This window comes from Streptomyces sp. NPDC054794 (genome assembly GCF_053611585.1).
The window spans coordinates 1-20,218 of record NZ_JBSHAQ010000025.1; the positions used below are offsets into that span (position 1 = coordinate 1).

The window sequence follows — 20,218 nt, forward strand, 5'->3', positions numbered from 1 at the left end:
GGGGCGCCCCCCCTGTTTGTTTTTGGCTTGCGCCCCCCCCTCTCGGTGGGGGGGGCTCGGGCGTGGGGGGGGGGGGCGTGGGGGCCGGCCCACAATCGCCGCGGCCTTCGCGGTGATGCGGCAGGTCGCTCGCTCGGCGGCGCTCAGGCGTAGCCAGAGGCCGTCGAAGGACTCGACGGAGCCGACTGTCGCCTCCGTCCAGACGACCGATTTCGGGCGGGTGAGGACGTCGCGCAGGAGGTCGGGGGCGACGGGCTGGTCCTCGTCCCAGTAGAGCCTGACGAGCCGGTTGTCGTCGATGTAGTCGTCGCGCTCCCCGTCCTGGCCGATCACCGGGAGGAAGCCGCACATCCTGACGGAGTCGGACCGCATCAGGTCCTTCTCCCGTCGGAACGCCACGGACCTGGACAGCCCGCGCCATCGCAGCGGGACCACGAGGCGTCCGCCGACGGCGAGCTGGTCCCACCAGGCGCCGGGGAGATCCCACATGCCGACCGCCGCGATCATCCGGTCGTAGGGACCGAACTCCGGGGCGCCCAGGGCGCCGTCCCTCGTGACCACGCGAACGTCGCTGTATCCGTTCGCGTCCAGCATCCGGCGGGCGTAGGCGGTCACGTCGGGCGCGATGTCGCACGTGGTGACCTCTCCGGACGTCCCGGTGAGGTGCTTGAGCAGGGCGGCGTTGTAACCGGTGCCGGCGCCGATCTCGAAGACGTTGTCGCCTTCACGGACCGCGAGCTGGACCAGCATGAAGTGCACGACGTCGGGCTGGGAGGCGCAGCTCAGCGGAAGTGCGTCCTCGTCCGGGTTCACCTTGATGGTCACGCTCTTGTTGGCGTACGCCTCCTCGACGGTCGCGTCGGGGAGGAAGGCGTGGCGGGGTACGGTCCGCATGGCGGTTTCGACGCGTGCGTCGCGGAGGCCGGAGACCTCCTGCTTCAGGATGGCGTCGACCAGGCGGTTACGCAGGTCCTCGGGGGAGGCACCGGTGGTGTTGTTCATCGCGTCCTTCCGGAAGGTGCCCGGCCGTGCGTACGGCAGGGGCAGATCGTACTCATTCGCTGTGGTTCGGGGTGCGGTTCGCGGCGTCATCCCGCCACGAGCAGGCAGCGGTCCCAGGGGACGGTGATCGCCGTGTTGGCGGGGTCGCTGAGGCGAACCAGATGAACGCCCGACGTGCCGTCCATGAGGCCGACGCCGTCCGGTGGTCCGCTGTGGTCCAAGTGCTCGTCGAGCCGGGTCCGCAGACGACGCAGGTGTCCCGCAAGCTCGTCGTCGACGGCGTCGGCAGCGGCACGGGAGGCGGTCTGTATGAGCCCCGCCCAGCCGTGACAGAGGGACGCGTCGGTGAGCTGGGCGAGTTGCTGGTCGTCGGCCAGGCATCCGGCCAGGGCCTGTTCGGCCTGGCGTTGCCGGTCGCGGTCGCCGAGGGCGATACCGGCGAGTTGTTGGGCGCGGGCGATGCCAGGGGTGCCGTAGCACCAGGACGGGCGTCCGGGGCCTTGGTGCTGGAGAATGCCGCGCCGGTGTTCGGCTCGGGTGATCAGGTCCGGCCACCAGGTGCGCGTGCCGGTGCCGTCGCGCCACCGATCAAGCCGTTCACAGATCCGGATGATGGCCTGCCGCTGGCCGGGCACCGTGTGGCCATGACGCATGGCCGTGGCCAGCAGCGCGAGCGGTCCGCTGATGCCGTGGGCAAGACCGAAGTTCAGGTGTCCGCCGGGCCATCGCGGCGACGGGCGCAGATCGGGGCTGTCGCTGGTCCACCAGCCAGGGATGAGCTGAGCCTCGACGGTGATCGGCTCGGTCAGCCGCACCAGGTAGGCGAGGGTGTCCCGCAGCTCCGTCCGGTGGCCGCGGTGCAGGTGGTACGCACCCAGCCCGGTCAGTCCGCTGATGAGGTCGTACTCGCCCAGGTTGGGCAGCGCGCCGCGGTCGATGCGTGCGTGTGCCTGCCTGAGGCGGTGGCGTGTGACGTCGGCGAGGTGTGTGTCCAGGGTCGCCAGAGCGCGGTTGGCGGTGTCGGTGTGCGTGAAACTGAGGACGTACGCGACGGCCGGGGCGCCCTCGTACAGGCCGCATGCTTCGGGAGCGGCCTGGATCGGGCCCTTGACCATGGCGGCGGCCCACGGCCGGAGCGCGTCCCTGTCGTCTTCTCCGGTGCGGGTCCTGACGGCATGTAACAGAGCGGCTCCCGCGGCGCCGGCGTACAGCGACTGGCCCCAGTCGGGTCTGGTGGGTGTGGGCGGCGTGTCGTGGCTCATGGGCGGCTTTCCCTTGGCCATGCGGCCCACGCGACGGCGGACTGACGGGCCAGGTGGCGGCAGATCCCCTCATCCTCACGGTCCAGGCCACGCAGGCGGTTGTGGTGCATGTGAAGCAGGGACTCCAGGACGGAGTCGCGGTCCATGCCCTCGGCGAGGTGCTCGCGATACAGCGTCAGGGCCACGACGCGGCGGTGCCAGGCGCCGGCCAACGCTTCGCCCCAGCCACGGGCCCGGGGCGTGGCGTGGCGAACGAGGTCAATGGTCTGGTCTCTGACGCCTCGTTCGCCGCGGGCCCCAGGTGCCGGGCGGCGCGCCAGCCATCGCATACCCTCGTCGGGGCCGAGCAGGCCGCGGGCGATGTCCACCATGCCGACGGCGGCCAGCGCGCGACCGTCGACGTCGTCGACGCCCTCGGCTCGCAGGCCCCGCAGTGCGGCGAGGGTGTAGGCGGAGTCAGCCGTGAACACCGCCTCCGCACCGCGCAGGACGGCGCCGGGGCCGTAGCGGCCGACCTCCGGGGTGTAGGTGTCGAACACGAGTCGACTGCTGAGCCCCTCGCGGCGCAGCGCCGCGGCCCATCGGGCGACGAGCTCGGTGCAGGCCGCGTGCTGCCCGGCGCTGCGGGTGCGGATGCGCAGGCGCAGGTGGTCGAGGTCGTGCGGGCTGCGGTATCGGACGAACCACCACTCGGGTGCGTCGGGGAGCTGGGCCGTGAGCTGCGCGAGGTGGGTGGCGATCAGCTCCTCGAACTGGTCGGGGTGGGTGTAGATCTTGGCGTTCAGCCAGGGTGCCCACACCGATCCCGGTACGGGTCCGAGGGTGTTGTTGGTGAGCACGGGGAGGGGGCCGGAGAGCGGGTCAGGGGCCGGCGGGCGCGTGCTGGTCATCGGCAGGGCGATCTCGTGGACGTGGCCGTCGATCCAGCCGTAGCTCTCCTCGGGTGGCGCCTCGGTGAGTACGGCCTGGCCTTCCCGGGCGAGGTGGGCGCGCAGGACGGCGACGTGGGCTGGCACGTCGAGCCGCAGCCGCCGCGTCCGGTCGTCCTCTCGTAGCTCGACGGCACCGTGGCAGTGCCACCGCTTCCGCCACCGGCCGAGGGCGTCCGCCCACTCGCGCGTCTCCGCTCCACGACCTGGCAGAGCGTCTGCGGTCAGGTTCCAGCGGCTGGGCGAGAGGATCACGCGCCCGTGGCGGACGCGGGGCAGGAACGGCAGCCGCGCGCCGTGCGGTCCCCAGTCGAAGCCGGTCCAGGCGGGGCCGAAGGCGCGGGTCAGGTGCGCCAGGAACCGGGCCAGGGGCGGGGGTTGCTTGTCCAAGGCCATGGCGTGGAAGACCTGCGGGTCCACCACGCGGCGGCGGGAGATGCTGACCAGGTACAGGCGGGTGTGCGTGGCCGTGACCGCGAGGTCGTCGACGTCGATGAGCGTCGGCCCGGTGTCGGCGGGGCCGCGGTGCTCGCCCAGCGGGATCACGTGCGGGAGATAGGCGGGGACGCGAGCGACGTTCTCGGTGTGCGGGTACAGCGGCGGAAAGGAGAGCTGGGCGGTCAGCGCGTTCTCGACGCTCGCGGGGACCTGGCGGTAGATCTCGTCGAGGCCAGAGCCGGTGGCGACCGGTGAGAACCGGGAGGTGAGCGTTCCCGCCGCGCGGGCCGGTGTCACGGTGAGCGTGAAGTCCCCGCGTTCCAGCGCGGGCAGGCTGTGGGCGTGCAGGCGCGCGCACATCTCCACGTGGGGCGGTGCCTCCTGCGCGGCCATCGTCTCGTCGGCCAGACGCTCGACCAGGTCGTCGGTGAGGACGATCTCCCTGCCGCCGTCGGCCAGTGCCTGCCAGGCCAGGGCCAGCAGCCGCTCGTCGCGCTCGGAGACCACCGGTGGCGGCGCGGTCCTTCGGCTGCCGGGGTACTCGGCCGGGTAGCCGAGCCCGGAGGCCGGGTCGACTACCTCCTTGACCGGCACCAGCGTGCCGGTGCCGTACCGCTCCCAGAAGGCGACCTGGTACTCCTTCCACACACCCTGGCCTGCCGGTCGGCGCGTCAGCCTCAGCAGCACATCGGCGGCCCGCTCCATCTCGAGCGCGACGCTCTCGGGTATCCGTACCTCAGCGTCCAGCCGCAGGTCGATGGCCAGCGGGTTTCGGCCCGCGCCGGAGAGCTGGCGCAAGTGGGCTGTCAGCGCCTCCCGTTGCTGCCCTTGGTGGGTGGCGGGAAGCCGGTTGTGATCGTGCACGGCACGCTGCGCCGCTTCCAGTTCGTCCAGAACCTTCGCGGCCTCCGGCACCGTACCGGCGTCCGCGACGTGCAGCCGCTCGATCAGGTGGGACAGCGGATCGGTGTCGGTCATCGGCGGGCGCAGGCTGGTGATCAGGAACTTCTCGCGCACGAGCGCGCCGAGCAGTGTGCCGATGTTCCGCGGCTCGGTTCGGGGAAAGGACGCGGCCAACTGCTCCGCGAGGGTGGCGAAGCGGACCGGCTCGCGCGCGAGGGTCGCGATCAGGTGGACCGCGCTGGTGCGCCGGACGGTGGCCCCCATCGGTCCGCCGTGCGGGACGTGCAGGCGTCCTCCGCGGCGTCCCGCCAGGTTGTTCAGTACCACGTCCAGGCGTTCCAGCAGGTCGGGGCACGCCTCCAGGCGGACGACGACGTCGTCCAGCCACTGGGTGTCCACCCGCGCCATGGCCCGGTGTATGTCTCCCCATCTCGCGTACGGCGGGGAACCCACGCTGACCGGCGCCACCCCGGCGAAGAGGCCGAACGGGGTGGGTCGCCCGGTGGCTCGCAGCAGGTAGCGGACGGTGGCCATGGCGGCGCGCCGGACCTGCTTGGGACGTGCCGGCTGCCCGGCACAGATCGCGTCGACCCGCGCGGCGAGATCGCCGCTCGCCTGCCGAACGGCGTCGGCGAACCTCGCGTCGGACCACACCTGTTTCAGCCACCTGCCGCACGCGTCCGTGTCGGATGGATCGGGCCACCATCCCGGCAGGCCCGTCAGCGGCGTCGCGGCGGCCCGGAGCAGTGCCGCGCCCGTGTGCTGGTAGAGCTTTCCGTCGCTTCCACTTCCCATTTCCACTACCTCCGCCATCAGTGCTGGGACCGGGCGGCGGGGCCGGGAGTGAAAGGGCTCCCGGCCCCGCCCACGAGCCGCTGTCAGACGGCGCTCGCGCAGGACGAGGCGCAGGACGGCTTGCAGCCGTCACCGGTGTCGCACGCCTTGGGAAGCAGGTCGGTGTCGATCTCCGTGATGACGGTCAGGTCGATGTCGAACGGGTCGGTGACCACATGGGGGACGTCCGTCGCGGCGGACTCCTCGGTCGTGGCCGTCGTGACCGGGCTGAGCGTGGTCGTGGTCATGGCGCTTCCTCTCGCGTCGGAAGGATCCGAACGTTTCGTCGTGCTGCCCGGCGCCAAGGGCCGGCGCCTCGACGAAGAGCCTCACCGGGGGCGGTCGGCGGCGGTACGCCGTCAGCACGCCGTTCGTCCGCCGTCCGGCGGCGAGCGAGGAGGCGAAGGCGCGGCGTACCGCTGCGCCTCACGCGTGGCGAGGCTGGATCGTCCAGTGCCTAGCGGAAACGAGAAGCGGCGATGGACGCGGTGGACGAAGAGCGCCTCAGCAGGCGGACACCAGTAAGGCGTCATTGGGTCAAGCTGGCGGACTGCGCGGAGCCGTCCGGTCTCGCACGCAGACATGTGCAGGAAGCCCTCAAGGGCTACGCCCGTCCCGAGCGGATCGACGACGCCGTTCTCGTCGTCTCGGAACTGGTGGGAAACGCGGTCAGACACACGGCCAGCGGTCCCGACTGCCTGTGTGTGGAGATCTACTGGAACGTGGCGGTGCTGCGCGTCCATGACGCCGGACGAGATGTGTCCAGAGTCCGGGCACGGTCCGCGGAGATGTCGCTGGACGACCTGCCGGACAGCGGTCTCGGGTTACTGCTCGTCGAGGACCTGGCCTACGGGTGGTCGGCCCGCCCCACCGCGATCGGCAAGGAAGTGATCGCGGTTCTCGCCTTGGACGCCGACGGGCTAGCCGAGCGGGATGTCCTTTCGTACATTCCAGCGGTACGTGCGCCCCTCGCGGCGGAGCTCGACCAACTGGACTGTGGACACGGAGAGTTCGACGGCTGGGAGAGCGCGGAGCCCTGAGACCGCCTCTATGACGGGGGCGGCAGGGCGACGGCGGTTGTTGTACGCCAGGCTGAGGTGCGGTCGGAAGGCGGACGTCGGCTTCTTCGGGGCCAGACCGGCGCCGCTGCCCGCCTTGGCCAGCGCATGGTGCAGCCAGAGCAGGGGTTCCCAGGGGCCGAGGGACAGGCGGACGGCGCCTCGGGATCCGGCCAGCGGCATGGCGCGTACGGCGAACGCGGAGGGCAGCAGCGCCTCGGCGTCCCGCGCCAGGTTGTCCAGTTGGCAGGGGGTGACGGCGTCCGGTGATCCCACTCGGGCGAGGGTGATGTGCAGGGCGTCCGTCGGTACCGGGTCGAGGCCGAGGGGATCCAGCTCCTCCTGGCAGTGCCCGGCGAGGGCCGCGAGCTGTTGATGGCGCGGGAAGGCCAGCATCCAGTAGTACGCCCGGCTGCCGTCCGACCAGCCGGGGCGTGCCCAGTGGTCGGTCATCTCGTCGAGTGCGCTGAACGCCGCCCAGTCGTGGGCCGCGGTGACCGCCGGGTCGTGCGTGTCGGCGGGGGGCTCGGCGGGGAACGCGGCGGGGTCGGCGCTGAGCAGGGGCACCCGTCGTACTCCTTCGGCTTCACACTGCCCCAGCGTACGACGACACCGACGGCGCCTACGACGCGGACGACGCGATGGCCAGGGCCGCTGGCTGCGAGCTCCAGGTCCGGAACTCCTCGCCATAATCGCGCACGGCCGGGTGATCACGCCATGGCCCGGCCTGCTCACGCAGGCCTCGGGAGCGTTGGTAGACGGAGCTGATCGGGGTGTCTCCGCACAGCCGCAGGGCCTCACCGCCCAGCGCCATCGCGTGGTCGACGTCGGGTGTGCGCTGCTGCAACAGCGCGGTGGCGACGTCGAGCCGGACGAGCGCGCGGCTCCAGGAGGAGGTCGAGTGCTCCACGAGGTCGTCGATGTGCTCGGCGTCGCGCAGCACCTGCGCCGCGTTGTGCAGCGCCACGTGGGACGTGACGGCGTTGGCCAGCGTCCGGGCCTGGCCGTACGGCTCGAAGGAGATGCAGGAGGTCAGCCCGACCGGCACCTCGTGGAGGTCGGAGAGCCGGAGCGCCTGTCCGATGGCCTGCGCGACCCCACGCCGGTCGCCGGTCTTGCCGAGGGCCCGGGCCCGGCCGTTGGCGAGCAGGCGGATGGACTGGGCGTGGCGCGGGGCCCGCTCGACGGCTGCGGCGGCGCAGGCGTCCGCCTCGGCGTACCGGCCAGCGTAGTAGAGGCTGAAGGAGAGGGTGCCGCACGCCCAGAGGTCGGTGTCCAGGTCGCCGATCTCACGGCTCAGGTCCCGGGCTTCGGTGCTGTACGCCTCCGAGAGGGCGAAGTCGCCCATGTTCACCGCCATGTAGCCGAGCAGGCCGGAGGCGCGGGCGGCGATGCGGAAGAGCTCGCGGCGCGCGCGTGGGGGCTGGCGGCCGGCGAGCAGGGTGTGGGTGAGCCGCCGCACCTGGCGGGCTTGGGGGCGCAGGACGTACGGCCCGTCCTGTTCGTACCGGCCGGCGATGTCCTCCAGGGATGAGCCGAGGAAGGCGAGCGTGGCGTCGTCGGCGTTGCTGGCCAGCAGCTGCCGAGACCGGGCGACGATGTGGAGTGGGTTCTCGTCGTCCTCGCGGGGCGGAGGAAGGCTCGGCGCGCGACGATGTGCGCGCGGCTCCTCCACGGGGTCCTGCGCGGAGTCCCCGTCGGCCGCCGCCGCGTCGCTGTCGTACGCCGTGAAGAACAGCTCGGACACGGGTCTGCCCAGCATGTGCTCCAGCACTCGGCAGGCGTCAGGGCGGGGCAGAGTCAGTAACTCCCCGCCGTACCACCGGTCGAACTGACGCGAAGATACCTGAAGGGACGCCAGGCGGGGGTCACGGTCGAGTTCCGCCAGCCGGACAGCGGCCCGCTCGTACTGAGCGGCGAAAGCCTCGTGCGTCGTCAGGTGCCGTTGCTGGAGCAGCTGCCGGAACAGCGTCGTCCGTGGCATGGCCCACCCTCCCGGTGCGGCGTGCGGGACCGATACGGAAGCGCGCGCAAGTGGTGCGGTGGTGGCGCATCGCCCATCGGTCGGGTGCGGCGCAAGCCCCGTACGAACACGCGCCGTGACTTCTGACAGCATGCCGAGACAGCTACCAACTAGGCAATATGTCTGGTGAAGTTGACCCGTTCGGGTTGTAGAGGCGTCGTCGGTACGGAGAGACTTCCGACATGGCCTTGAAGAGAAGCCTGGTCCCGCAGTCCGTGTACCGGCGACAGCTCGCGGCACGCTTGAAAGAACTGCGCGACGCGACCGGCCTCACCCTCACCGAGGTCGCCGACCAACTGGAGGTCAACCAGGGGTCACTGAGCCGGATCGAGAACGGCGAACGCGGTACGACACCGGTCCTCGTCCGAGCCCTGCTGGACCTGTACGGCATCGAGGACGAAGACCGGCGCGCCGACGTCCTCGACCTCGTGCGGGCGGACAAGGAGCAGCAGAAGCCCTGGTGGCGGAAGTACTCGACGGTGCTCACCCCGACCCGCTACGACGGCTACCTCGCGCTGGAGGCCGGCGCGACACACCTCGCCAGCTATCAGCCGATGCTCGTGCCGGGACTGCTCCAGACCGAGGACTACGCACGTGCCGTGATCTCCCGGATGAGGAAGGACCTGCCCCCGCCCCAGATCGAGTCCCTGGTTAGGGTCCGGATGGAGCGGCAGAGCAGCCGCCTGGGCGGCGAAGTCCCCGCAAGGCTCTGGGCGATCCTCGACGAAGCCGTGCTGCGCAGGACCGTCGGCTCCGTCAACGTGATGCGCGACCAGATGCGAAAACTGGTGGAAGCGAGCGAGCAGCCGAACGTCACCGTGCAGCTCCTGCCGTTCTCACTCGGCGCACATCCCGGGCTGTACGGCCCGTTCGTCATCCTGACCTTCCCCGACCCCACACCGAACCTGGTATGGCTGGAGAACCCCAAGAACTCCGTGTACCTGGAATCCCCGGACGACGTTGACAACTACACCGATACCTTTGACCAGTTGAGGGACACCGCCCTCGACCCGTCGGAGACCCGCACCCGCATCGCCCGCATCAGCAAGGAGCTCGAAGAGTGAGCACGCCCAGCATGGCCGCCCAACACGACGTCAATCTCACGCACGTGCAGTGGCGGAAGAGCTCGTACAGCGGGGGTGCCAACGACTGCGTGGAGATCGCAGAACTGGGTACCCTCGTCGCCGTACGGGACTCCAAGGATGTTGGTCGTCCGCCGCTGAGCTTCTCGCGGCGGGCGATGCGGGCGCTGGTAGAGGGCATCACGGATAGCCGATCGGCTGGTGTCGAGAGCTGACGAGTTGGCGAAGCTCGGCGCCCTCCCCCAGCAGAAGTTCGACCTGCAGAAGTGCACGTCTCCTGGGTATGCGACACAGCCCTACGCCAGCGTGTTCGGCGCCAGTGTCTCGCGATCAGGCCAGCTTCTTACCGTGGGAGACCAGAGCTGCCTCGACTTGATCGGGGAGGGCGCCTCGCGCTCGCGCGCACTCATTCACCCCGTCCATGTACAGCCGGTATTGGGCCGTGGTCCAGCCGTTCCCCGGCCAACTGGCGTCCGCAGCACCGGTGGCCACAAGAGCCCGTGAGACGACGCTGTCAAGAATGACTGGGAGTTGGGGCGCCGCGCCGTCGCCGTGGCCAGCGAAGTAGAGCACCTTGGTGAAGAACGCCGGCCCCAGGTACGGGATGTGCTGCTCACTGTTTAATGCACGGTACGCGTCGGCGGCGCCTCGTTCCCGGAGCACGTCGAGTGCCTCGCCGAGTCGGGCGTCGATGTCTGCGGGCGAGGAGCGCACGAAGATGTGTGCGCGCCGCTTCACCGACCGCGCCTTGGTGCCGGTCCCCCAGACCAAGGCGGCGACAAGTAGGTGGCGGCGGCCTTCGACTGTGTCGGCCTGGCCGGCGATGCCGAACACGGTCCGCCGGCCACCCGAGGCCAGCGGCCCGCATGCGGGCACTCGTCGAGCGCGGTCGGCTACCAAGTGGAAGCCGGAAGCAGCGATGCCCAGCGGGCTCGGTCGAAGGGAATCGCCTGCCCCAGGACCGTGTCACGGTCAGGGACGTCGACATCATCAGGCAGGACAATCACTCTTGTTCCTCGGCAGGGTTCGGACACCCGGCGTGTCGCGCCAGCCGCCGCGAGCCATCCAAGTGGGAAACGCTCCGTAGGTCAGCCATAGGCCTTGCCACCCCCACCCCGCAGGGATGACAAGACCGGGCGCCCATACCGTGTGGTCAGGGCTCCGGCCGTGGCGGCAACCCGTATCCGAGGTCGCGGACGAGTTGATCGGCAGGCACTGCCTACGCCTCGCCCTCCAACTCATACTCGTCTCCCTGCTCGGGCGTAGCCCCGATCGAGGCCGTCCCCGGCTCGGCCCGCTCCGTGTCTTCCATGGGTTCGGCATACTTCGCGGCGAGCCGAGCGAGGTGCAGGGCGAGTGGAAGCTGCAGCGCGTTGTCGTAGTCGTCCGGGAAACGCTGCTGGTGGACGTACATGGCCCACTGTTCCGCATCGTCACCCGGTTGAAGTGCTGCCATACAGAGATCGAGGATCTCGGGGTTCCATGCCGACGTGCCTGGCATGCGTAGGGACCGTCCAGCTGCGTTGCGGTGCTCGGTGAATTTGCTCATGTCACGGGGGTGTCCGTGCTGGCTTGCCTTGTCCGAGGTGCTCTGGAAGACGCGATTGCCCTGCCGCGCGTCATCGGGCACCCACAGCCCCTTGGCCACGCCGGCGCCCTCGTCCCCGTCGGGTGCCCACCACTGCGGTGTTTCCTCCCGGTCGTTGCTCGCGACACGAACGAGCCGCAGGCGGCGGCCGTGCGCGGCGAGCCGCTGAAGTGGTCCAGCTCCCAGGCTCACACGGTCGACGGCCAGCCCCGGGTTGGTCAGCCACGGCCAGCGCTGGCGGGTGTTCTGGGCGTGGGTAAGGACGAGGGTCGGCTCGCCGCGCAACTTATACAGCGTCTGCTTGACGAACAGGGCGGTTGCGTCCTCCTGCTGCTTCCTCGTCCTGAGGTCTTTGCTGCGGATCCTTCCTGTGAGACTGCGCAACAGCTCGGGGTACGGCACCCAGTCCGATGTGTCCGCCGTGCGGCCAAGCACACAGTCTTGGCCGGGACGGATGAGTACGGCGATCGGGGTGAACTGCGGATATTTGTTGTCGCGGCTGACGTTGCGCTTGACGAGCCAGAAGGCGAGCTGGTTCAGGTCCTCGGGGATGGCCGCACCGAGTGAATGCTCGGGCAGGCACCGCATGCCGAGCTGTCGCAGACCGTCATTCCAGGCAGCCTTGGCCCTGTGCGGGTCCGAAACAGCCTCTGGCTTGGTGGCGACCGGGTCCGGGAGGTCCAGGAACTGGCTGACCAGGCCAGCGTCAGCAAGTCCCACGCGCAGCGCTGCCTTGGGGTCGCTGGTGCGGCGTCGGAAACCGTCCTTGCCTTCCAGCTCGACGAACGCCAGCTGGGGGCACGTGCCCAGCTCTGCCGTCCACACGCGCAGTTCGTCGCGCACCGCCCGTCGTCGCGCATCCATGGCGGCGTCCCACTCCTCGCCTCGGCGCATGGCGCTGCCCTCACCCAATGGGCCGACGAGTTCCCCGGCTTGCCTGACGTGGAGACGCACGGTCAGGTCGGGATGGTCCCACTGCCACAGCTCGGGGCCACTGGTCGTGCGGTATTGCGCAAGCCCGAGGCTCTCCTCGGCTGCGGCGACCAGGTGATCGCGCATGGTGTCGGTCTGGTGCAGCAGTACGGCAGTGAGACCTGCGGGGCCAACGGCGCGCGCGAGCAGGGGCCGCCGACGGGCGGCGTTGCGTGCCCGTCGCTCGGCGTTCTCCCGGTTGATCCTCGTTTTTTCCTCTTCGGTGGCTTTCTTCGGCACGGATACGGCGGCCTCCAGCACGTTGTGCGGAGTCTGGCGCCGGATCCCGCTGCGTCGGGATGTGCCGACGCATGTGAACTCTGGGGACAGCGATGCCGCAGCCCACTCCGTCAGCCGCCGCCGTTCTTGTGGTGCGATTCCGGCCTGCACTCCGTGTCGTCCCATCATCGTGTGGTGCACCACAGCTGCAGTGACGCCGTCCCGGCCAGCGAGCCAAGTCTCCGGCTCCTTGGCCATGAGGTCGGGTGAGGGGAAGCGGGGGAAGGCGGAGATCTGGTTCAGCATCCCTTCTGGCCCTCCCTGAACCCAAGCGTACCCCCCGGTCTGAGGTACCCAGCGCAGTCCACCAACCGCGAACCGTTCCGGGTCGGGCCCGTCAGGCACAAGGCTCTGGTCCGCCAGCAGGTAGACGGAGGCGCTTCCCCGCTGCGGCAACCAAACGGGGCCGCGTACCCACCGGCGTACACCCGTGGATAGGTGGATGCGGGGAGTCGAGTCGAAGGGAACGGTACGGAGACAAACTCGGATGTACGCGGAGTAGTTCCACACCTGGGATTTCGCACCACGGCCATTGGAGTGCTCCAGCGGAGGCCAGGAGACGAGTTCCGCCCCAGGGGCTCCCGCATCCATCGCGACCTGCCGGAATGTGAGCCGTTCGCCGAAGTGCTCGTAGGCTGGCTCCTGTCGAGCGATGCGGGCGGCGAGGATCTCGGGAAGAAGCCGCCACAGGTGATCCGCAGGCACGGCGGTGCCACCATCGCTAACCGTCTGCTCCAGCATGTCCACGCCGAGGAGGTCCCACTCCAGGCTGTCGATGTTCAGCAAGGAGGCGGTTTCCTTGACCTTCGCATGTCCCTCCGGTCCCGGCTGTAGATCGCGCAGCCAGGCATGGATGAAGGTGCTCATCACCGCCTTGGGATAGGGGGCGTTCGCGTACAGCCAGGGCCGGCCATCGTCGAGTGGTGCCTTCTTGGCCACGGACACCAAGTCGGGGGCAACGGCGGCGATCACCTGGTTGAGCCGCTTGATGGGCACCGACACCTTGCTGCGGTCACGCCGCTCGGGCTTGCCATGCTGCCAGTGGTCCTTGAGAGGAGCCCGCCAGGCTCGGGGGAAGGCTAGTCCGTATTGGGGCACGAGGAATGGATCGCTTCCCCGCGTCGGGATGAAGGCAGCAGGCTGAATTTGGTCATACGCCATGACGGGGTGGGTCTCCGTTCGGGTCGGTCAGAAGCGTCAGTGAGCGTCCCTGCGATGCGTGAGAGTGCATCAATGCGCCGGCGCGGGAGGGACAGTGGGACGTCAGTCCATGTCGGCCAATGCCTTGTACAACGGCTCGTACAAAGCCTCGACCAGGGACTTGTCGATCGTGGGTACGGCGGATTCGGTACTGAAATAGGGAGCGAGGAGTGCGCGCATGCTCTCCAGCAGGCTGGTGGCGGGGGTGTCGGTGGCCGCGAGGCCCGCCTCGCGTGGTGAGAAGGCGGCGTCGACGAATACGACGCGAGCGGGCACTCCGCCCCGCACGAGGCGGCCGATGACCTGCCACATTACGACCAGCTGGTCCCAGGTGAACGCCTCCTTCTCAGTCTTCGGGAGGCTGGTCCACGACAGTCGGCGGGTCAGGAAACGGTTCCAGGCACGGCGGGCGTCGCGCCGGAAGGCGAGCCCAGCCCGGTCGGGTGTGCCTTCCCGACGAGCGAGATGCCGCAAGCCGTTACCTGGGCCACGGATCTGCCGTACCGCCCAGTCGTTGACGGCCTGTACGGCAAGTGCGATGTCGTCGGGACGAGGGTGCGGGCGGGCCAGGAAGTAGACCGTGCCGATAGCGGCCTTGCCTCCGGGGACAACGATGTTGTGGCCGCGTTCGACAGCGAGGAGCGGGGCGACGAGGAGTTCCCCGTCGGCCTGGCCGCCGCTCGCCCAGCCCGCTACGTCGCCCCGGCGCAGAGCCTTCGCCTCGGCGGTACGCGGCAAGGCGCTCCAGGCCGTGTCAAGGTCGGCGTCGTCGGAGACAAGTCGGGAGATCCGACCGGCCCATTCCGGGATCGAGTTGAGGTACGCGGCGGCCCTGCGGGCCTCCTCGTAGCTGCCGACAAGGAGCAGCAGGCGGCGTCTCTCGGGGTCTTCGATGTCGTCGAGTTCTTGCTGGAGGGCGCTTACCGAACCGGTGAGGCTGCGGTCGGGCTCGGCGAGCTGGTGCAGCATCTGGACGAGGGCGGCCGGGCGTTCCTCTGGGTCGCAGCCGGACAGCCGCAGCGGTCTTGTACTTCCGGGCCAGTACAGAAACTCCTTACGGAACTCGGTGTCGAGGATGGCTCGCACCTCCTCCTGGTGCGGGCGCAGCACCGCATCGACGTCGGCGTGCACGTGGTAGCGGCTGGAGGTGCCGGCCCAGCTGGTGGCGGACATCAGCAGCAGGTGCGGGCCGGGCCTGCCGTCGACGGCTGGCAGGTCGGGCAGGCCAAGCAGTAGTTCGCGTCCAACGCCGTTACAGCGAAAAAAGCGCAGTTCGCCGCTCTGCTCGCCGTCTTTCCTCCGCTCGTCCAACTGGAACTGGAAGCCGAGGACGTTGCCCATGGGTGACTCGGGCATCGCGGGCTCGTAGTCGCGGGGTGGGCGACGGGAAAGCACGTTGGAGGCGGACTCCAGGTTGAGGACCGCCTCAACGCGCTGCCATAGCCCAGTCATGAAGTTGAGCCGGTGGTGCAGGGCGGCGAGGACCAAGGTGAGTTCGAACCGGGGCACGTGAGGGTCGGGGCCGTCGTCGAGTCGTACGGCTCCGTTGAGGAGCCGCTCCAACACGGGCCGCACCTGGGTGCGGGTGTCAGAGCCGTGAGGGGCGTGCAGCAGACCGAGCGTGAGATGGATGAGCTCGTTGACGAGCGCGGTCTCCGCCGGATCCGTCTCAGGTTCGGTGCCCACCGTACGGGGCTGGAGCGGGTCGTCACGGAAGCGGTTGAGTACGCCGTCGATCCGCTCGCGCTGCGCAAGACGCCGGGCCTCTGGAGTGCCCTCGGACACAACAGTCTCGTCGATGTCTTTGAGGTCGGGGAACCATGCGTTGATGAGCCACTGGTGGAGGGTGACCGCGCTGAAGTAGTCCTGGGTGATCCAGTGGCGCAGCGCGCGGTTCTGAATGAGGCGTGAGTACAGCCGGTCGGTGGCGTGGCGCACGGTGTGGGTGGCGTTCGTCCAGTCGTCGATGTCCCGTGCCGAGAGCTGGAGTCGCGCCTGACCGGCGAGTTCCGCAAGGGCGTGTGCAGCGACCTCGTCGATCCACGAGTTAGGGGCGCGGCCGGCGAGAGTGGTGGCTGGGGCGAACGCCGTGTCGAGCTGCATTTGCACCCGGTCTGCCTCGTCCACGATGACCAAGTCGCTCATTCGGCACGCGAGTTCGAGGTAACGCAGCCGCTGCTGCTGAAGCTGTTCGGGCACGGCCGTGTGGACGAGACTCGCGGGGGTGGCCACCCACACCCGGGCGTCGACTAGTTGACGGGCCGCGTGATGGCGGGGGCATCTGGACCACAGGGGGCAGCTGTGACGCCGCGGCCGTTCGTCGTCCGTGGAGGCGGCACTCGCGGCGGAGTCAGCGGCCGCTGCTCCATCGAGAGCCTCACCATGGCCATCGGGGTCTGTCTCGGAACTCTCCTTGCCGAACAGCCCTTCTCGCAGGTCCGCCTCCTCTGTGGATGTCCGGCGCGCCTCGTACAGGCTTCCGCACGGCGCCTCGCCGACGCGCAGTGGTCGCTCCGCCTCCGTGCCGCGCAGGGCGTCGAGTGGGCAGGCGCTGTTGACGTGGTTGAAGCCGTCGTGCCAGTGGGTGAGCAGGCTTGGGGCTCCATTCGACGCGATACGCCGGTGAAGTCGCTGGATGTGGCGTTCACGCGTGGAGTGGCCGAGTACGGGTGCGGTCGGCACGCCCAGGCGGTCCAGGAGTCCGGTGACGGACAGAGCTTCGGCGACATCGCCGACGACAATGGTGATCCGCAGCCCGAGTTCGGTGGCGGCCCAGAAGGTGAGGATGTCGCGCAGGGTGCTCTTGCCAGCGCCGACCATGCCGACGAGGTGGAGGAGCCGGTCGATACGCAGGGTGTCGCTCTGCTCGAACTTGCCTTGTCCTTCGTCTCGTACGAACAGTTCGACGCGCTTCAGGCGCTGCAGCCAGTGGCCGCGTGCGACGTCCGGGGCATGTGACTCGATCACGTCCATGCGGCGTGCGGCGGCTTCCAGCTCGCGCCACCGTACGGTGATCGGCTCGCCTTCTCCGGGCAGCGGCGCATCTAGGTCATGTGCGGCCGTCGGTCCGTCCGGAACTAGGTCCTCGGTGAAGGTGACGGCGTACCGGCGGTTGCGGACGGGGAAGACATAGTCTCCGGCCTGGGCGCGGGACAGTCGGTGTCGCGCGTACGGGGGCGGCTCACCGAGCACCTTCTCGTAGCGCTCGAAGCGGCGTGCGGCCCGCGCGGGCGAGCGCCGCATTGGTACGGACTCCGCGGATACGAGATGGTATCCGCGCAGTTCCTGGGGAACGGCGAGGTAGGACTCCAGGGCGAGCAGCCATTCCCGGCGCCTGCGCAGGGGCAGCAGGTAGTGCCGGGCTCGTCGGACGCGCAGTCGCTGAGCGTCGGTGGTGATGTCGCCGAACGCCTCCCCGAACGGGTAGCCGCTGATGAGTGTCCAAGTGTCGACGGCGGCCCGGTTCGGCATGACCGACTCCAGTAGGTACAGGCCGAGTTCCACATCAAGGAGATCGCCGGGGCTGAAGGAGCGGGGTCCGTCCTGCCATGCGTCCTTCAAGGGGGCGGTCAGCCCGCGGTGCCAACCGCTGCGGTCACGCATCGAGCTCTCCTTCCTGGGGTTTTGGTGTCGTTCGCTTTACCCTCCGTGCTGTCCGGGGCGCCGGCCGGGTGGTTCCGGGCTCGGTGTGCCGCATGGTGCGGGCCAGAGTGCTTTTCGCCTGTCGCACGACCTCCTCATCGGTAAGCAGGCTGACGTGGCCTTCGACTCCCTCGGGCAGATGGTGGTGGAAGACTTCGCGGTAGCCGTCCCGCTCCTTGAACCTGTAGGAGGGCACGACGAGCAGTCCCCGGTCGTAGGGCGGTTCTCGGCGCAGGGCGGTGGTGGTCCGGCCCAGCAGCGCAGGATTGGCTCGGTCCTTGACGTCGATGCCCCACGCCCGGCCGTCGGGAAAGACGACACGGAGGTCGTACGCGTCGAAGTTGGGCCACATCGCGACGGCGAGGCCGAGTCCCACGAGTCGCCGTTCTAGGCCGGTCTCAGCCAGTCCGGGGCCAGTGATGAAGACGCGAAGCGGCCTGGTGAGGAGGTACAGGCCGCCGTCGGACCCGGGGTCGAGGCGTTCTCCGACGGCCACGGGCCTCCTGCGGCAGCGGTCGAGCGTGCAGGCGTATCCGTCGTCCCGCAAGGGCACCAGCAGACATCCGCAACCGGCGCACAGCGTGCACCGCCCATGGCTGATATAGGCGGCGGTGACCGGCTCGTAGCACCGCTTCACTATGTCGAGCAGTAGCGACAGGTCCAAGTCAACGCTTAGCAGGGCAAGTTCGACACCCGTCAGGACGGGGCGCTCGATGAGCAGCCTGCGGAAGGCGGTGTAGGAGTCGGGGGCCTTGGCCGCCCGGCAGAGGGTGAGCGCCACTTTGAGCAGTGCGTTCTCGATCTGCTCGGCGGCCGGATCGGGTGCGAAGACGGCCCACTCCAGGCACTCCTGGGCGGGGGCGCCGGTGTGCGTGTCGACCAGCCGCAGGTCACTGATGTGCTTGTCTTCTAGAGGGAACGGCCACCAGTCTGCCAGTGGGCGCGCAGCCGCCCACCGGGCGAGCTGCGGCACGCTGCCGGGGGCCGTACGCCCGGTGCGCAGGCAGACGAGGACGAGATGGTTGTAGGCGGCCTGCACGACGTCGGGGTAGACGGGATCGCCGGGCGTGCGCAGCTGAGACAGCCGTACCAAAGCGGTGGCGACCAGCCTCAGCAGCCGCTCGGACTCGGCACCTGCGACATCCGGGGGTTCAACGGCGGCCACGACGCACCTCCTCGGGGGCGCTCGCGCACCACTCGGTGACAGGGCAGGTACGGCAGTGGGTGCCGGGCCTGGGCGTGAAGACCTCGTCGCCGCGCCAGGGCTCGACGTACTCCCGCACGAGCCGACGGGCGGCCTCGACGCGCTCGGGCTCGTTGTACGGCTCGATGTATGAGGGGTCGCCGCTGTCCGGCCGCAGCACCTCCAGCTCGACCCGCGAGCCCGCCGGGTCGCCGCCGAAGGCTCCTTCAGCTAGAAGGATTACGGCCAGGGCAAGTTGGGGGTCGGTGGTGAAGGGGTCCCGGCCCATCCAGGCGTCCGCGCTCTGCGTGGTCTTGGTCTCGCGCCACACCCACGAGCCGTGCTCCGCGTAGAGCAGGTCCGGTTTCACGATCAGGACGACATGAGCGTGCGGGTCGTAGAAGGCTCGCAGGGGCTCGGGCACCACGGCCGTGACACCGTCGTTGAGTAACGGGCACATGTCGATGTGCTGGGCGAGCATCCGGGACCCGGTGCGCGCCCACTCGCCAGTCATGCGCAGCTCCCCGTCACCCCAGGCGGTGTCGCCCCAGGGCATGTCCGCACCCCCGCACGGCGTCAGGAGACCGCTCCTGTGGTTTGCCTCCAGGTGGGCGTGGACGGCCTTGCCGAGCTGGTTCTCCGGCGAGTACTCACGGGTGCGGGGAAGGTGCTGGGCGTAGGAGAAGTACATCTGCGGGCACTTGCGGTGGTAGCGCAGATGGCTGGCGGACAGCTCCCGCAGCGGGAAGGGGCCTCGGCCGGCTGGAATGCCGAGCAGGCCGGGCAGACGAACCGGAGCATCACAGGTCTCCAGGCGGCGGCAGCCCGCGCAGCTGCCGCCGGGCGTCGCGGGGCCGCCACCCACGATCTCCTTGACGCGCCCTTCGGCATGCTGCTCGTAGTAGGCGCGGACCTGTTCGGGCCCGCCCTCAAAGAGGAGCCGGTACGAGCCGTCATGCAGCCCGGTGAGAGCCACGCGCACATGGTCGACAGGCTCTGTGCCAAGGAGCTGGTACGGGTGCCAGGGCTTGGCACCCTGCCGTGCGGGTTCCCCGAAGGCGGCGGCGAGGGCGGCAATCGCGACCCGGTCCTTCGGGACAGACCGGGGATCGGCGCTGCCGTAGCAGAGGAAGGAGAACTCGCGCAGCCGCCGTCCCGGGTTGTGGTGGCAGGCCCCCCAGCCCGTCAGCTCCCAAGTCCGCCCGTCCACCTCCCGCATCCGCACCCACGGGCCGGGGGCAGGAATCACCGGCGGCGCGTCCTTGGGCCGATCACGATCGAGCCACCGCTCGACAGCGTGCCGCAGGAAACGGCGCTGGGCCTGGTGTAGGGAGCGCCGCGCGCAGTCCTCGGTCTGCCGCACGGCGTCCTGCGGGACCATACCCTCGCACTCGACGAGCCGCACGGCGGCCAGAACGAGGCCAAGGACGAAGTTCTCCAGATACGGCTTCGGCCGCTCGACACGGCGGCCCGGCCAGGCATTCGGCCGGGTTTTGCCCTCCGCAAAGCGCAGGCAGGTATGCCGCTCTTCAGCCGCGTGCGAAGCCTGCACCCGGATCAGCGCGCCGCTACCGGTCATCCCCTCCGGCGGTGGCCACTCCGGCATCGCTGCCCCGTCCCTGCCTCTGTCCTGCACGGTCCGTCTCCCTCGGCCACTGCGGTGCCCACGGCACACCCCACCCGTCGCTGCGGCCACCTTGAGCGACCGTGGTGAGACCGTATCGCGCGAGTGTGAATATAGCCAACCAGCACTTGTGATCTAGAGATGACGCTACTGTGATCCTGTTCCTCACGCATGAATTCGCGTAGGGTCGACCGCGCAC

14 protein-coding genes are annotated in these 20,218 nt (G+C 69.6%); 3 read left to right on the forward strand and 11 right to left on the reverse strand.

What is annotated here, in order from left to right:
* The 4 genes from ACWGKT_RS25390 to ACWGKT_RS25405 all read right to left on the reverse strand — a co-directional run.
* A partial coding sequence (locus ACWGKT_RS25390) for a methyltransferase domain-containing protein (RefSeq protein WP_453275510.1) occupies nt 1-1,002 on the reverse strand: 1,002 nt, incomplete at its 3' end.
* Between the two features lie 86 nt (nt 1,003-1,088).
* Nucleotides 1,089-2,264 carry a lanthionine synthetase C family protein gene (locus tag ACWGKT_RS25395; protein WP_453275511.1) on the reverse strand — a complete coding sequence of 392 codons (1,176 nt, stop codon included), beginning with the start codon at nt 2,262-2,264 and terminating at the stop codon, nt 1,089-1,091.
* Nucleotides 2,261-5,329 (reverse strand): lantibiotic dehydratase, encoded by a 3,069-nt coding sequence (locus ACWGKT_RS25400; RefSeq protein WP_453275512.1) that lies wholly within the window; start codon nt 5,327-5,329, stop codon nt 2,261-2,263. The genes ACWGKT_RS25395 and ACWGKT_RS25400 overlap by 4 nt, the downstream gene beginning before the upstream one ends.
* Nucleotides 5,330-5,412: 83 nt before the next feature.
* On the reverse strand, nt 5,413-5,616 hold the full coding sequence (locus tag ACWGKT_RS25405; protein WP_401350278.1) for an FxLD family lanthipeptide: 204 nt from the start codon (nt 5,614-5,616) through the stop codon (nt 5,413-5,415).
* A gap of 231 nt (nt 5,617-5,847) precedes the next feature.
* On the opposite strand from ACWGKT_RS25405, the gene ACWGKT_RS25410 reads away from it, so the two are divergent.
* Entirely contained in the window at nt 5,848-6,408 is a 561-nt protein-coding gene (locus ACWGKT_RS25410; protein WP_401350281.1) for an ATP-binding protein, read from the forward strand.
* Here the strand turns inward: ACWGKT_RS25410 and ACWGKT_RS25415 are convergent.
* Nucleotides 6,289-6,993: a 2'-5' RNA ligase family protein gene (locus ACWGKT_RS25415; protein ID WP_401350284.1), complete on the reverse strand. Its 705-nt coding sequence runs from the start codon at nt 6,991-6,993 to the stop codon at nt 6,289-6,291. The genes ACWGKT_RS25410 and ACWGKT_RS25415 overlap by 120 nt on opposite strands.
* Nucleotides 6,994-7,048: 55 nt before the next feature.
* A complete protein-coding gene (locus tag ACWGKT_RS25420; RefSeq protein ID WP_453275513.1) occupies nt 7,049-8,410 on the reverse strand; it encodes a hypothetical protein in 1,362 nt (453 codons plus the stop codon).
* 221 nt (nt 8,411-8,631) lie between these two features.
* On the opposite strand from ACWGKT_RS25420, the gene ACWGKT_RS25425 reads away from it, so the two are divergent.
* Together ACWGKT_RS25425 and ACWGKT_RS25430 are read left to right on the forward strand one after the other, a co-directional pair.
* The gene (locus ACWGKT_RS25425; RefSeq protein ID WP_401350289.1) at nt 8,632-9,513 is read left to right on the forward strand and encodes a Scr1 family TA system antitoxin-like transcriptional regulator; all 882 of its coding nucleotides are present in this window, start codon (nt 8,632-8,634) and stop codon (nt 9,511-9,513) included.
* Nucleotides 9,510-9,746, forward strand: coding sequence for a DUF397 domain-containing protein (locus ACWGKT_RS25430; RefSeq protein ID WP_401350292.1), 237 nt, complete (start codon nt 9,510-9,512; stop codon nt 9,744-9,746). The genes ACWGKT_RS25425 and ACWGKT_RS25430 overlap by 4 nt, the downstream gene beginning before the upstream one ends.
* Before the next feature lie 115 nt (nt 9,747-9,861).
* Here ACWGKT_RS25430 and ACWGKT_RS25435 read toward each other — a convergent pair whose 3' ends face one another.
* From ACWGKT_RS25435 to ACWGKT_RS25455, 5 genes are all read right to left on the reverse strand, one after another.
* Nucleotides 9,862-10,365 carry an 8-oxoguanine DNA glycosylase OGG fold protein gene (locus ACWGKT_RS25435; protein WP_401350294.1) on the reverse strand — a complete coding sequence of 168 codons (504 nt, stop codon included), beginning with the start codon at nt 10,363-10,365 and terminating at the stop codon, nt 9,862-9,864.
* Between the two features lie 385 nt (nt 10,366-10,750).
* Nucleotides 10,751-13,531 carry a pPIWI_RE module domain-containing protein gene (locus ACWGKT_RS25440; protein WP_453275514.1) on the reverse strand — a complete coding sequence of 927 codons (2,781 nt, stop codon included), beginning with the start codon at nt 13,529-13,531 and terminating at the stop codon, nt 10,751-10,753.
* Nucleotides 13,532-13,633: 102 nt separating this feature from the next.
* The gene (locus ACWGKT_RS25445) at nt 13,634-17,173 is read right to left on the reverse strand and encodes a pPIWI_RE_Z domain-containing protein (protein WP_453275515.1); all 3,540 of its coding nucleotides are present in this window, start codon (nt 17,171-17,173) and stop codon (nt 13,634-13,636) included.
* Nucleotides 17,166-18,377: a pPIWI_RE_Y domain-containing protein gene (locus ACWGKT_RS25450; RefSeq protein WP_401350302.1), complete on the reverse strand. Its 1,212-nt coding sequence runs from the start codon at nt 18,375-18,377 to the stop codon at nt 17,166-17,168. The genes ACWGKT_RS25445 and ACWGKT_RS25450 overlap by 8 nt, the downstream gene beginning before the upstream one ends.
* Nucleotides 18,364-19,974 carry a PD-(D/E)XK nuclease family protein gene (locus ACWGKT_RS25455; protein ID WP_401350305.1) on the reverse strand — a complete coding sequence of 537 codons (1,611 nt, stop codon included), beginning with the start codon at nt 19,972-19,974 and terminating at the stop codon, nt 18,364-18,366. Before ACWGKT_RS25455 ends, ACWGKT_RS25450 begins: the two co-directional genes overlap by 14 nt.
* Nucleotides 19,975-20,218 lie beyond the last annotated feature (244 nt).